General features: G+C 53.6%; 11 protein-coding genes. 3 read left to right on the top strand and 8 right to left on the bottom strand.

Going from position 1 to position 14215, the window contains the following annotated elements:
• Positions 1-55 precede the first annotated feature (55 nt).
• Together HH215_RS27240 and HH215_RS27235 are read right to left on the bottom strand one after the other, a co-directional pair.
• Positions 56-664, bottom strand: coding sequence for a TetR/AcrR family transcriptional regulator (locus HH215_RS27240; RefSeq protein ID WP_169282744.1), 609 nt, complete (start codon positions 662-664; stop codon positions 56-58).
• A 78-nt stretch (positions 665-742) separates the two neighbouring features.
• Entirely contained in the window at positions 743-2092 is a 1350-nt protein-coding gene (locus HH215_RS27235) for a cytochrome P450 (RefSeq protein ID WP_169282743.1), read from the bottom strand.
• Positions 2093-2264: 172 nt separating this feature from the next.
• Between HH215_RS27235 and HH215_RS27230 the strand changes: the two genes are divergently transcribed.
• Positions 2265-2945: a Crp/Fnr family transcriptional regulator gene (locus HH215_RS27230; protein ID WP_169282742.1), complete on the top strand. Its 681-nt coding sequence runs from the start codon at positions 2265-2267 to the stop codon at positions 2943-2945.
• Between the two features lie 68 nt (positions 2946-3013).
• Complete coding sequence (locus HH215_RS27225) at positions 3014-3415, top strand: carboxymuconolactone decarboxylase family protein (protein WP_169282741.1); 402 nt, start codon at positions 3014-3016, stop codon at positions 3413-3415.
• A gap of 51 nt (positions 3416-3466) precedes the next feature.
• On the opposite strand, the gene HH215_RS27220 is transcribed toward HH215_RS27225, so the two are convergent.
• The 4 genes from HH215_RS27220 to HH215_RS27205 all read right to left on the bottom strand — a co-directional run bounded on the left by HH215_RS27220 (position 3467) and on the right by HH215_RS27205 (position 9669).
• Positions 3467-3826 (bottom strand): GNAT family N-acetyltransferase, encoded by a 360-nt coding sequence (locus tag HH215_RS27220; protein ID WP_169282740.1) that lies wholly within the window; start codon positions 3824-3826, stop codon positions 3467-3469.
• 50 nt (positions 3827-3876) lie between these two features.
• Positions 3877-4077 carry a hypothetical protein gene (locus HH215_RS27215; RefSeq protein ID WP_169282739.1) on the bottom strand — a complete coding sequence of 67 codons (201 nt, stop codon included), beginning with the start codon at positions 4075-4077 and terminating at the stop codon, positions 3877-3879.
• Between the two features lie 185 nt (positions 4078-4262).
• Entirely contained in the window at positions 4263-8357 is a 4095-nt protein-coding gene (locus tag HH215_RS27210) for an RCC1 domain-containing protein (RefSeq protein WP_169282738.1), read from the bottom strand.
• A gap of 211 nt (positions 8358-8568) precedes the next feature.
• Positions 8569-9669, bottom strand: coding sequence for a site-2 protease family protein (locus HH215_RS27205; protein WP_169284604.1), 1101 nt, complete (start codon positions 9667-9669; stop codon positions 8569-8571).
• 653 nt (positions 9670-10322) lie between these two features.
• Here HH215_RS27205 and hflX point away from each other — a divergent pair.
• On the top strand, positions 10323-11600 hold the full coding sequence (gene hflX, locus HH215_RS27200) for a GTPase HflX (RefSeq protein ID WP_169282737.1): 1278 nt from the start codon (positions 10323-10325) through the stop codon (positions 11598-11600).
• Between the two features lie 84 nt (positions 11601-11684).
• Here the strand turns inward: hflX and HH215_RS27195 are convergent, their stop codons facing one another.
• A complete protein-coding gene (locus HH215_RS27195) occupies positions 11685-13448 on the bottom strand; it encodes a methyl-accepting chemotaxis protein (protein ID WP_169282736.1) in 1764 nt (587 codons plus the stop codon).
• 272 nt (positions 13449-13720) lie between these two features.
• Entirely contained in the window at positions 13721-14158 is a 438-nt protein-coding gene (locus tag HH215_RS27190) for a YkvA family protein (RefSeq protein ID WP_169282735.1), read from the bottom strand.
• Positions 14159-14215: the final 57 nt, after the last annotated feature.

Raw genomic sequence — 14215 nt, 5'->3', positions numbered from 1 at the left:
ACCAACCGGTCTAATTAATGGACGTAAAAAACGCCAAGCTTCCGGCGGCTAACGTTCAGCCTTGCTTGGCGCGTATTCCGTCTAACGCGAATCTTACCGCATCCCGGTAGTATTCCTTTACGAGGTCCTGCTCCAGATCGCGGTCGACCGTGTAGTATATCTTGCCTAAGCCTTCCATTAAGCTGCTTACGAGCAAGACAAGCCGATCAAGATCCCCTTGGGCGATCTCGCCGTTCTCCATCCCTTCCCGAAGCACTTCCCGACAGGCTTGAGAATTGGTGTCGTTAATTCGCAACAGCCGCTCGACGACTTCTTCCTTGATAATTTGACTGCGGGAATACTCTTCCAACGATTTCAACAACGGATTCTGAAAATCGTTCGCATAATGCTCGGCCAGAGCGTAAAGCTGCTCCTCTATCGAGCCAGCCGACGCCCGGATTCTCTCCCACTCGGAGTTCCACTGCTGCGAATCTTCTTCGACGACTTGCAGGAACAGTTCTTCCTTGCTTGGAAAGTGGTGATAGAGGCTGCCCTTGCTAACCTCTGCCGCTTCGCACACTTCGTTCATCGTAACGGCTCCGTAGCCTTTCTGGTTAAAAAGTTGCGTTGCCTTGGCGGTTATTCTCTTCTTCGTTTCTTCTCCGTCGGAGCGTCCTCTAACCATGACAGCACCCCCTAGACCGACCAGTTGGTCTAATTATAGCACGGCCGACGACGGACGATCAACCGGCCGGTTTGCTAGCTAAAGCCTGCTCTTCGGAATCATCGACCGTCCGTCCTTCACCCTAAGCGACACGAGTGGTTCGGGGATCGCTTCGCCTTGCCCGGGCGCGGATTCGAACCGGAAATTCGCCGCCAGCGTACCGAGAATCAGCACCGCTTCCAGCATCGCGAATTGCGAACCGATGCAGCCTCTCACGCCGCCGCCGAACGGAAAATAAGCGAACCGCGGCCATTGGGAAGAACCTCCGTCTTCGAATCTCTCCGGACGGAAAGCCGATGCATCGCCGAATACGGCGTCGTTGCGGTGAATGGCGTATGGACTGATCAAGAAGCTGCTGTTGCTCGGAAAACGGTCTCCAAGCAACTCGACCGGCTGCTCGGATTCGCGAAGAATAGCCCACGCCGGGGGATAGAGTCGTAACGTTTCTTGAATGACTTGTTTGGCGTAGGGCATCTCACGGTAACGGTCGTAAGCAGAAATTCGCTCTCCGTTACGCTCTTCCTTGGATCGGATGCGATCTTGCTCCTCGTGCAGCCGGGCGAGCGCGTTCGGGGAACGCTCCAAGGCGTACCACGCCCAGACTAAAGCGTTGGCCGTCGTTTCGTGTCCGGCGAGCAGCATTGTCATCATCTGATCCCGGATTTCCTGCTCGGGCAATGCTTGTCCGTCCTCGCTTCTCGTATCAAGGAGCAGGCCTAACATGCAGCCCTCATAAATATCCGATTGACGTTTCGCATCGGCGATCGCGTCGTAGATCATCTCTTCCAGCGTGCGGATCGCCTTCTTGTGACGAACGTTGCCCGGCGTCGGCCATGAGAAAGGCAGGATGACCGGCGAGAAAATCGTACCCGCCGATCTCCGGATCGTCACGTCGACCGCCGCGGCCAGCTCCGACTTATCTTCCTCCAGTTCCGTATTGAACAAGCTCCGCGCGATAATGCCGAGCGTCAGTTCCATCATCGCCTCATGCATCGGAACGGGACCGTCTTCGGTCAACTTGCCCGCGAGCCGCTCCGTCTCCTCCCGCACGATCTCGGCGTAAGCTTGAATTCTTTCTTTATAGAATACCGGAGTCATATACCGCTTCTGTTCCCGATGCTCTTCGCGCTCGGAAGTCAATAGACCATCGCCGACCGTGCGGCGCAGCACTCCCGAACTTCTCCCTTTGCGAAAGAAGCGATCTTGGTGAACGAGTATTTCCTGGACGAAATCCGGGGAATTCACGATAAACGTCGGTTGGAACGAGCTCGTCCTGAGCGATACGACATCCCCTATCGGCAGCGCGTTCAAGAGAAATCCGAGCGGATCCCGTTGGAAGCTGAAGAAGTTTGCCGTTCTCGAAGTAGGAATATCCACTACCCTTGTCATCTCGTTTCCCCCTTCCTATCTAGGAAAAGTGTATCATTTTCCGATAGGAGGATGCCAGCTTGCGTTCATCTTCGGGCTACACGCTGCGAAGAAGGAATCTCGCTTTCGAAAATGGAATATCTATAGACATCTAACGTCGCTAATCGTTAATCGCCTTAAAGGAGTAAACCTTATGGATGATCCGCTCGTTTCGCGGGTTCGCGGTCTTTTCCCTTGCTTCTCCTCCGTGCCCGACGCGCTATGGAAACATGCCGAACTCGTCTCTGCAACCCCCTCTACTCCACATCCCGTTCGGGAAGGCCATCTTCTCGAGCATGCGCTTTTTATCGTGAGCGGGGGAGTGCGTATCTTCAAAATATGTCCCGAATCGGGAAGAGAAATTACCCTTTACCGCGTCTTCGGGGGCCAATGCTGCGCGCTGATGATGGCAAGCATCCTCGGCGAAACGGAATACGAGGCATCCGTATCGATCGAGATGCCGACGGAAGTCCTCATGATTTCCCTTCCTGAATTCAAGAACTGGATCGACGAGATTCGGCCTGTCCGGCAGTTCGTCTACAAACAAATCATGGGCCGGATCGCCGACGTTACGACGCTGATCGAGAAGGTCGCGTTCCAACCTATCCCGGTTCGCTTGGCGGACTTCCTGCTCGTCCGTCTATCCGCGCGAGAACCTGCGACCCTTGAGATCACGCACGACCTCATCGCAGCCGAGCTCGGCACGGCCCGCGAAGTCGTCTCCCGAACGCTGAAAGCTTTCGCCGCCCAAGGCGCGGTTCTCTTGCAGAGAGGTCGAATCACCCTCCTTCGCAGAGAACTTCTGCATCGCATCGCCGAGCGTCTTCGTGACTAAGTCACGGTCTTTCGGTCTTCCCTTTCGTAGAATCGTTATTAGATTCATAATCGAAAGGAAGGATAACCATGAAACCTTACTATTCTCCTGCCAACCTAGAACGGATTCCCGAGTTGATTCGCCTTGCCCCTCAAGCCGCCGCTTCGTTCCTTGCGTTCGAGAAAGACGTCTACCACACAGCAGAGGCGCTTCCTCCGCGAACGAAAGAATTGATCGCCGTTGCCGTCGCTCATGTCACGGGCTGCCCCTACTGCATCGATACGCATGTCAAGAAGTACAAAATGCTCGGAGGCACGCCGGAGGAAATCGTCGAAGCCGTGCTCGTCGCTGCCACGACGCGAGCCGGAGCGATTCTGAGCCACGCCACGCATGCGCTGATCGCATTCGATCAGCAAGACGGCCCGACGGCGGCGGAATCTTCGAAATCTGGGCCGGCTTCCTCTCCGTCCGACCCCGAATGCTTATGCTAGAATAAGCCAAAGCCCCCGATCGCATTCGATCGAGGGCTTTCCGATTTGGTTCTACGCTCTCTTTTCCCATACGTCCGCGTATTCCGAGTTACGCTTGAATTGCGTCAGCGCATAAGAGCATGACGGGATAATTTTCTTCCCTTCCGCGCGAGCCTCTTCGACGACAATATCCAGTAGTTTCCGCGCGATATTGCCTCCCCGGTAGCGAGGATCGAGAAACGTATGGTCGATAACCCACGTATCCACGTCGGCTAACCTATAAGTAATCTCGCCGACTTGTCCGCCGACTCCCAGAACGACGAAACTCGTGCCTTGTTTCCGGATTTCCACTTGCGAGTCGGCCCGTTCGCGTTCTTGGGCGTTAGGCTCGACCTCGCCAGATTCGTTCGGATGAAGTTCGTTAACGTTCATATCGCAACACCTCCCTATGATGATTTACCCACGGAAGGCGAGTTTGATCGCTACTTTAAGATTTCTTTGACCCATCGCAACGAATAGCCGGTATGCTGGACGACATCCATCAAGGACGCGCCGGGATTGTTCTTGATGTAATCTTTGACGACCGATGCCTCGAAAATGTAAATTTGTTGGCAGTCCTTGCACAGCGTATCCGGCCTTTGTACCTGCAACTTCCCGCACCTGCCGCAATTAATCAGTTCCATCGTAGCCCACCCTGGAGTCCGTCTTCAGCCTCAACCGCGACTTTGTGATTAATGCTATTGTAACATCTGAACAACGGGACGTCTCCTTAAAGGTTGGCAAATAGACCCAGTATACAGCCCGATTATAACGTTAGAAGCCGCACTATAGGTATAAACACCTAGCGCGGCTTCTCTATCTGCTTATATCAATCTATCAATCCGGACCGACGCAGCAATCGGCTAACGATGACCGCCGTCTCCGCGCGGGTCAACGTATTCTTCGGCAATAGCGCCGACGAACGGTTCCCCTGGAGTAGTCCTTCCTCGACGTTAAGCGCTACCGATTGCCTCGCCCAGCCGCTTACGTCGGCGGCATCCCCGAATTTCGCCAACGTTATCGCCGCGGACGCTTCCGACTTTTCCTTATGTTGAGTCAAGCCGGTCAGATCCATGGCTCTGGCAAGCATGACCGCCGCCTCTTCCCGGGTAATCGTCGCGGACGGACGGAAATTCCCCTTAGCATCCCCTTCCGCGATCCCGAATCGTGCGGCTTGAGCCGCGGCTCCAGCGTACCAAGCGCCTGGAGCAACATCCGCGTAGCCGGAATTCCCGTCTGGATCGGATATGCCTAATGCCCTTACGAGCATCGCGACGAATTCCGCTCGAGTGACCGAAGTCGCGGGAAGGAATCGCCCGTCGCCGCTTCCCTGAAGAATCAAACGGGAAGCTAGATCGTTCGCTTCTTTTTTCGCCCAATGGTTGTCCACATCGGAGAACGCCCCGGAATAACGGACTAGCGCGTAGACGCTGTTCGTAAGACTGTTTGCGACGGCGACGGGTTTCCCGTATCTCTCTTCCATCCGGGTAGGCACGTGGCGAACGGAGCCACCCTCCTCCAAAACGACGGCAGTCGAAATCTCGTCCGGACGGATGCCGGAAGGAAGCGGGAGATAACGTTCCACGAATACGCTGAAATGGTCTGCTTCTTTCGTAACGCCTCCGTACGATACGGACACCGCGAACCCGACCGGGATTCCGACGACCGGTACGTTCCCGGCGCGCCTCGCCTCGGCTTGAGAGATCGAGATCGCGATAATCGCTTCGTCGAGGGACCTCCCGTCGAAGAGCCGCGACAGCCGTTCCAAATCAATTGCGGCCGCGGGCAATTCGTAACCTCCGTAAGGCGTCCGAATCTCGAGAATCGAACCTTTCTTGGCCATCTCTTGAACCACTTTACCGGTCAACTCCAGAACCGCGTCGGTATCGGACTTGTCCGCCTCGATCACGAGACGGGACCGATCCGGTTCGCGGGCAAGCCTTGCAAGCAGCGATCCGGCTTCGATGGAAGCCGTCAGCTTGACGCGACCTGTTCCGGACGCCGTCCGCTTGACGGTTAGGAATTCGGTCAAAGAATAACCGCCGACGGTCGCCTTCAAATTCGACTCGGCTGCCGGGGGCTTCGGATCGGTTACCGTACCGCCGCCGTCTGGAACACCCGAAGCGCTTTCCCTTGCCCTTACCAATTGGACAACATACTTCGTTAGCGCCCCGTTCTCCGCGGTGACGTTCAGTTCGATCCTGTTATTCCCTACTTCCAAGGGAAACGACTCGCTCGGCACTCCATTCGTCACCTCGTGCGGCCCAGACGTGAGCAAGCCTGAGTTGCCATAGACGCTGGCGGTTACGCTTGCCTTGGCATCGTAAGTCGCAGCCGTAACCGATACCGACGATACGTTATATCCCACTTCGGCCTTATAGGCCGTTTGGCCCCGAGAGAACGCTGGGCTAAATGGAACGGAAGCTCCATTCCATAAGACCAAGGATTCGAGCGTCGAATCGCCGCTCTCGCCCGGATAAACCGGCGCGCTTTCCCTTACCACTTGGACAACATACTTCGTTAACGCCCCGTTCTCCGCGGTGACGTTCAGTTCGATCCTGTTATTCCCTACTTCCAATGGAAGCCCCTCGCTTGGCACTCCATTCGTCACCCGGTGCGGCCCAGATGTGAGCAAGCCTGAATTACCGTAGACGCTAACTGTTACGCTTGCCTTGACATCGTAAGTCGCAGCCGTAACCGACACCGAAGATACGGTATTCGTCACGCTAACGGAATAGTCCGTTTCAGCCCTAGCGAACGCCGGACTTAACGGAACCGATGCTCCGCTAGCGACCGACAGGCTCATCGAAGCAAGAGTCGCGTCATCCCCGGGAGGATCGACGGGCTCAGCTTCGGTAACGAACGTCCATGTCGTATCGTCCGAGATCCCGGCATAGGCGTTGCCTGCAACGTCATCGAACGCGCCCGGGTCGATACGGATCGCGTATTCGGCCGATAGTTGCAACGGTACGGATAGCAGCAAACTCACTTTGTCTCCCGCGACCGCAACCTTAGAAGCATCCGTGACGGATAACGTCTCTTGCCAACTGCCGTCCGTTCTCGAGACCGTGATTGATTTCCCTGGCACCGCCGTCACTGGCTCGTTGAATTCCAACCCTAATGGCGCATTCGCGGATACGTTCACGGCGTTGGACGGCGGCGAGTATTCGACAACCAGCGGTGCCTCAATATCGGGCAAAACCCTCCAGTGGGCGAATAAAGTCACGTCGGACGCAGGCATCACGAGCGTGTCCCCGGGAAGATAGGTATCGCCGCTGCCGTCTGCCCTCGTATTCCAACCCTCGAAAGCGAAACCCGACTTTTCAAGGCCGTCTAGGTTTCCCAGAACGGTAGCCCACTCTCCTACCCAATACTCGAAAGAATCGATCGGAGGCTCTCCGCGCGTATTTCCGTTTCCTTCGTAAAAAACGACATACGTAGGCTCGTCCAGCGTCCTGACCCTTATTTTCTGATATACGCTTTTCTGCCCGACTTTGTCTTTCACGATTACCACATAATAATACGTTTGACCACTGACTAGACCCGTTACTTGCTTCGTTGAAACATCAGCCTGGTAAGCCCCGAGCGGGGTTCCGCTGGATTCGATGGCGCTGACCGTTCCCGGATTGCTGCCCGTAACGCGATAGATCCGATATTCCAGTTCATTCTGCTTGCTTAGATTATCGGTTGCCGGCGTCCAAGATAAGGTAACCCCCGTTTGCGTAATATCTGTAGTCGTAATTGTCGGATCGCTTACGGTAGGAGACGTCAAATCCAGCACGGCTTTATTAATGACGGGCACGCGCCGCTCCTCGGTCGTGCCGTCTCCTAATTCGCCGCTCGAATTCAATCCCCAGCCCCATACCGTGCCGTCGGTTTGCATCGCGATCCCATTAAAACCGCCTGCTCCCAATGATTCGATATCCGACAACGCCGTGATTTCCACCGGCGTATAACGCCACTCCCACGTTCCGTCTCCGATCTGACCTTGGGCATTAACCCCCCACGCCCATACTTTGCCGCCATTCGTCACGGCGTAGCTATGGTTTCCTCCGCCTACGACGGCTTTAACGTCGCTAACTAAACTGGCTTGTACCGGAGTCAGCCGATCGTAACCGGAACTATCCCCCAGCATTCCCCAATAATTTCGTCCCCAGCTCCACACCGTACCGTCGTTCTTAACCGCAAGGCTGTGGTTATTGCCCGCCCCAACCGATTTTACGCCGCTAATGCCGATCTGCTGCGGAGTCGACCTCGCGACCTTCGTTCCGTCTCCCAATTCGCCGTATTGGTTATTCCCCCACGTCCAGACGGTTCCGTCGGACTTCACGGCGAGACTATGCCAGCCCCCGGCGGCGACCGCGACCACGTTGCTCAGACCGGATACCTGAACGGGAGAGTTCCGTTGTATCGTCGTTCCGTCCCCCAATTGTCCACTGTTGTTCGTCCCCCAAGCCCATACGTTGCCGTCGTTATCGATCGCGAGGGTATGATAACCTATCCCCGTCGATATCGCCTTGACTCCGCCCGTAATTCCCGTAATTTGCACGGGCAACTTTCGGTTCTCCGTCGAACCGTCGCCCAACTGGCCGTTCTCGTTCATTCCCCAAGCCCATAACGTCCCGTCTTCCTTAATTGCATAGCTGCTCCGATTCCCGGTCGCTATCGACTTTACATGATCCAGATTAGCGACTTCAACCGGCGCCGACCTCCCCCCGGTCGAGCCGTTTCCCAGTTGCCCCATCGTGTTTTGCCCCCAACCCCAGACCCTTCCGTCCGTCGTCAAAGACAAACTGTGATAATACCCCGTGGCAATCTGCGGAGTGACTACGTATTCGGCCGCATGAACGGTTTTCGATTGAAGCATCGGCATGCTTCCCAACAATAAAATAAATCCCAGAACGAATTTGCTAATCCGCGACATCTTGTTTCATCCTCCCGCACAATATCCCTTTAAGCGACACCTTCTTTCATTTTAAGGAGCAAAAAAGCAGAATTCGATTTACTAAAGTTAACTATTCGAAATAAATTTCCGTCATCGCGCAAAAAAAAGACGCTACCTCCTTAATAAAGGAGAAACGTCTTCATCTTTTCCAGCTATACCGCTTATATTTGCCGTCTTCACGCGCCGTCTACTATCGATACAACTCCATAATCCGATGACCGTATAACATGAACCCGGACAATACGCCGGCCAATAACAAGTACGCGACGAGAACTTTCCATTTCACGGAAGCCGGGGCTTTGTAATAAGTACGGTAGTGTTGAATCTCTTCGTCCAGCAACTGAATTCTTGCTTTCGCCTTCTCAGCCGCGTCTGCTAGCAGACGCGATGGAATCGGTCTCGAAGGATCCGATTCCTCGTACATGACCGGCTGGTGCTCCCATTCCTGAATCAGGGAGAGCGTTAAGCTCGCATATTGTTGATCCATCGTCGCTTGATCGCCGGCAAGCTTCTCTTCATCCTGAAGGAATGGAATAAATTTCTTGTTCTTTCCTTCTCCCGCCTTCTTAGCGGCTTCCAATCGTGACGATAAAGCTTGTTTAACGTTCCAGGTGCTCGTCAAGCTCGGCCACTCCCGAATCGCCGCAAGGTACTCCTCCAACTTCTCCCGTTCGTAGGCCAACAGGGAGCCCCGATAATTTTCCCGACCGCGGCTCCACCAAGAGAATAATCCGATCAATATTATAATATAGAGCAGCGGGCTTGGAGAAATCGCGACGATAACGCCGAGCACCAACAATCCGGCAAGCCAGATCTTCGTCGAGAGCACGGAGACGATTCGCCCTCCGTCTAGCGGCGATACCGGAATCAAATTAAACAGGTTGATCATCGCGCCGAGAAATACGACCAACGCCCAGAAAGGTTCCTTCGTCGTCTCGTACAGCACGACAGCCGGCAAGAAGGATATCAGACCGGCGAGCGGCCCGCCGTATGCCAGATAGGCTTCCGTCGCCGCATCCCGCGGACGTTCTTTCATGGAGACGAGAGCGCCTACGAACGGTATGAAGAACGCCGGCGACATCGGAATTCCTTTGCGCTTAGCTGCCACGATATGTCCCATCTCATGGATGAAGATCAAATATACGAGAGCTACCCCGAATTTCCATCCGTAGATCGCGGCATACGCCCCTAAACTGACCATCATCGTAATCAAAGTGCCGCCGAACTTCGTCCACTTCAACAAGGCGAGCGCCCACTTGAATTTCGCTAACAGGAAAATACCTATGCCCATCAGAACCGATCGGCTTTTGGATTTATTCACGTCGAACTTCCTTTCACTGCAATACTGTAATGTAGGACATTGAACTATTATCTCACTTTATACGAGAATAGATAAGGCGCGTTTCGTCTGCTCCTTCTAAAATCAACGCGAATTGTCCGGTACGACGACGGAATATTAATAAATGCCAGAAAGACGGCGAATAGTTTGGCGTTGTCGCAGTTAAGTTGATTTATTAAACTTTACCCACCATTCGATGCTGTGTTAAAATAATGCATACTTAAAGGAATGGAGGGTTACGTGTGATAGACTACATCCGAGTTAGATCCTTGCGCGGCTAATTGAATAGCGCTTAAGGCTCTGCCTGTGTGCAGAGGACTCAGGATTGGTCTGTCCTATTAACCCTTTATAACGGCAATGAACGGCTATGCTTGGAACGGATGATGGAATGGCGGGAGAGGTCTCGCCGTTTCATGACCGGGCAGCGCTCGTTTGTTATTCGCCGTAGGAATAGGCATGATCGGCATGCACGTGCCTGCGGGCTTTCATCGCCCGCAGTCGGCTAACGCCTCATTTCCCGATCCCTCTAACGTCATACGACCGCACAGGCAGAGCGCTGCCTGTGTTTTTATTTTGTTCGTACACGAATGGAGGAGTAAGAATATATGGAACAACTACGCGATAAAGCCGTAACCGTCGGATTGGAATTGAACCACCGCCCCGGCTTCGCAAGCGCGATGGAAGAATTGCGCAACTTAGCCGATGCATGCGAAATCGAGGTCGTTGGCGAGCTGACGCAGAAAGCCGATCGGGTAAACCCGTCCATGTATATGGGAAGCGGCAAAGTAAATGAATTAAAGGAACTGATGGCGAGCAAGGATGCAACCATCGCTATCTTCAACGACGAGCTGTCGCCTTCGCAGATCCGCAACCTGGAGGCCGGGCTGGATTGCAGAGTCATCGACAGGACGATTTTGATCTTGGATATTTTCGGAAGCCGGGCCCAGACCAAAGAAGCGAAGCTTCAAGTCGAAGTCGCTCGGTTGCAATATATGCTGCCTAGATTAGTCGGTCTTAGGGAATCGCTGGATCGACAAGGCGGCGGTGGCGGAGGGGGTCTTAAAAATAGAGGCTCCGGGGAGACGAAACTCGAACTCGACCGGAGGAGAATCGAGGACCGGATCGCCGCGCTGCAAGCCGATCTGGAGAAGCTAGTCTCCCGGCGGCAAATCCAGCGCAAGCAGCGGCGCAAGAACGAGGTTCCCGTCGTCTGTCTAGTCGGATACACGAACGCAGGGAAATCCAGCTTGATGAATGCTTTAATCCAGACGTATGCGCCCGGAACCGGCAAAGAAGTGTTGGCCAAAGACATGCTGTTCGCCACGCTGGAAACGTCCGTTCGAAGCATCCAATTGCCAGACCGCAGATCTTTTCTCTTGGCGGACACGGTCGGCTTCGTAAGTCAGTTGCCCCATCATCTGATTAAGGCGTTCCGGTCGACGTTGGAAGAGGTGACGGAGTCCGACTTGCTGCTTCACATCGTGGACTGCTCGGACGCGGAACGCAACGAACGAATCGCCGTTACGAACGAGACGTTGCGCGAGCTCGGAGCCGGAGAGATTCCCAGTCTGTACGTTTACAATAAAGCGGACTTAAAAGCCGATCAGGCCTATCCGCTGATCGAAGACGATGGCGTCTACCTCTCCGCTCGCGAGAATATCGGGATCGAGGAGCTCGTTCAATTGATCTGCCAGCGCGTATTCACCGATTACAAGAAGTACGAGATTCTGATCCCCTACGCCCAAGGCAGGCTCGTATCCTACTTCAACGAGAATGCGCACGTGCATGCGATGAGCCATGAAGAGGACGGAACGCGGTTGATCATGACGTGCCGGGAATCCGATTACGAGAAGCATAGCGATCTTTTTACGCCGATAAATTGAAAAGGAGGATGTCCCCGAGGTTTGTAAGCCCCAGGGACATCCTCTTTGCGCCTAGTGGTGCTGTTTAGCGTGTTCAAGCAACTCTTATCCGATCTTAAATCGGTTTGCCAATTGTTTCATCTTGTCCGACATTTCGTTGAGCTGCTTAGCAGAAGACGAGATCTCCTCCATGGAGGCTAAATGCTCCTCGGTAGAGGCGGATATCGTAGTGGAAGCCAGCGCGGAATTCGAGGAGACGCTCTCCATCTGCTGCAAGGAAGCCGCTACTTGTTGAGCGCTTGCGGACATCTGCTCGGCTACCGCGGATACTTCTTCGGCTTGGATGACCACGTTGCGGGTCGATTCGAGAATGCGGGTGAAGGCTTCGCCCGATCGGCCGATGGAAGCCGTTCCGGCCGTCACTTCCAGCTCTCCGTTTCGCATGGATTCATCTGCCGCCGCAATGTCTTTAAGTATCGTTTCGATCAATTCCGTAACCTGGTTAGCGGATTCGTTGGAACGTTCCGCAAGCTTGCGAATTTCGCTCGCTACGACGGAAAACCCTTTGCCGTGCTCTCCCGCCCTAGCGGCTTCAATAGAAGCGTTAAGAGCCAACAAGTTCGTCTGCCCCGATATATCCCTTATCGTGCTCGCGATATCCCCGATCTGTTGGGAACGCTGACCTAAATGCGCGACAACCGTGCTCATATTGCCTACAGTAGAGCTGATGGTCGCCATCTGCTCCGAGGATCGGATAATCAATTGGTTCCCTTCCTCCGCTTCTTGCAGCATCGCCGCCGAGGATTCGAACGTCGTCGTTGCCGAGAATGCGATCCGACCGATACCGGCCGTCATCTCTTCCATCGCTTTCGACGTTTCCTCGATGCTGCCGGCTTGTACCTCATGATTAACCGCTAACTCCGACAGCGAGTCCGATGTCTGTTGTGCTGCCCGAACGGAATCCACGATGACGCTGGAAAGGCTGCTTGAGGATGCGGCCAACACATTCGCGCTGAGCAGTTGATTGCCCGCCAATTCCCGAAGATTATGAAGCAATCGATTGAAGGAGGAGGTTAGCTGTCCGACCTCGTCCTTACCGGTGACAACGATACTATCTCCCGTCAGGTCGCCTTCCGCCATTCTCTCCGCCATTCGCGATACCCGTACGACAGGTCTAGAAATGTGTAATGCAAACAGGGTTAGCACGGTGAGGCCTATGACCATGCAGGCTCCCAGCGTAATGATCATCGAGTTCAAAATCCCTTGTTGTCCGCTGTTGTAGTCTTGCAAATAAGAACCCGCCGTAATCACCCAACCCCAGGAATTGGCATTTTCCGCATATACGATTTTACGAGCCTCCTTCGAGGATTCGGGCAACGGCCAATCGTAATAAGTAAAGCCCCCGCCGTTCTGGGCGGACTTAATGACGTCTCTTATATAATAAGTGCCATCCGCGGTCTGCTTGTCCCAGATGTTCTCGCCTTCTAGCAAGGGATGGGCTAATAAAGTCCCTTTCTCGTCTAGAACATAGAAATATCCGCTCTCGCCCAAGTCGATCTTCTTATTAATCGGTCTCGTGTTATCCGCTTGTTTTTCCCCGAGCAGGAAAACCCGAAAGTTTTCTTCCGCATCCTCTCTCGTCATGGTCCCGTTGCGCACCGCTTTATCTAAAGATTCCAGCATTTCTTCTGCCATTCTGACGTTGTTCTTTAATCCGGTCTCGATTAACGAGCTCGTCTCTTTCGACGCAACCTGATAGGTAACCCCGCCCAGTATTAAAATTGGAACGATCAACAATAAGGAAGTTACGAATAGAAGTTTCCTTTTAATCGTAAGTTTGAACATGCCCTTCGCCTTCGTCTTTTCCATTACTTCCGACCCCCTGCCGATCAAACCGTTGGTTAATTTTACCTAGAAAACTCGTTTGGTACATCATAACAAATGATCGGCTCATTCATTTCTATTATTTGTAATAATGCAGACAATTGTGTGAATAATACTATCAATCTGACAATCATTGCGGAGAGAAGCGACAAAGGGATAACGAATTCCTGATAGTCGTACAAAAAAAAAGAGCACTCATTCGGCGCCCTTGTTACTTCTTCATTATATACTTATATACTGATATAACCTTCGATTACTCAGTCCGCTTTCGGGTCATCCGTGATCCCGATTTCCATATCGATCTCCGGACCCGTCTCGGCATCCACGTCCAATATATCCTGACTCTTTAGAGCTTCCTCGCCGAATAAATCTTTCAGCTTATCTTTCGCTTTGAGCTTGACCCCTTGATCGATGCTCATCGCGACCGCGCCGAGCGCAAGTCCCAACGCTCCCAGATCGTCGACGTACCCGACCGCGGGAAGGAAATCCGGTACGAGGTCGACCGGAAGAATCAAATAGCCGAGAGCTCCGTAGATTTGAACCTTGGCCCTGAGCGGCGTTTTCGGGCTTTGCAACGCGAAATAAAGCAACAATCCGCTATACACGACTTTACTGCCCGCTTCTTTCGCGTTCTTCTTGAGCTTTGACCAAAATCCCTCTTCGGAATAATGTTTCTCGTATTTGGATTCTTTCATCGTCCACCACGCCCCTTTCCTAACAACATTCTACAAACGTCCGGCCATTCCCTTCCC

The organism is Cohnella herbarum (assembly GCF_012849095.1).
Taxonomy (GTDB): Bacteria; Bacillota; Bacilli; order Paenibacillales; family Paenibacillaceae; genus Cohnella; species Cohnella herbarum.
The sequence above is the reverse complement of the archived record's forward strand: the minus strand, read 5'-3'. Positions and strand labels throughout refer to the sequence as shown.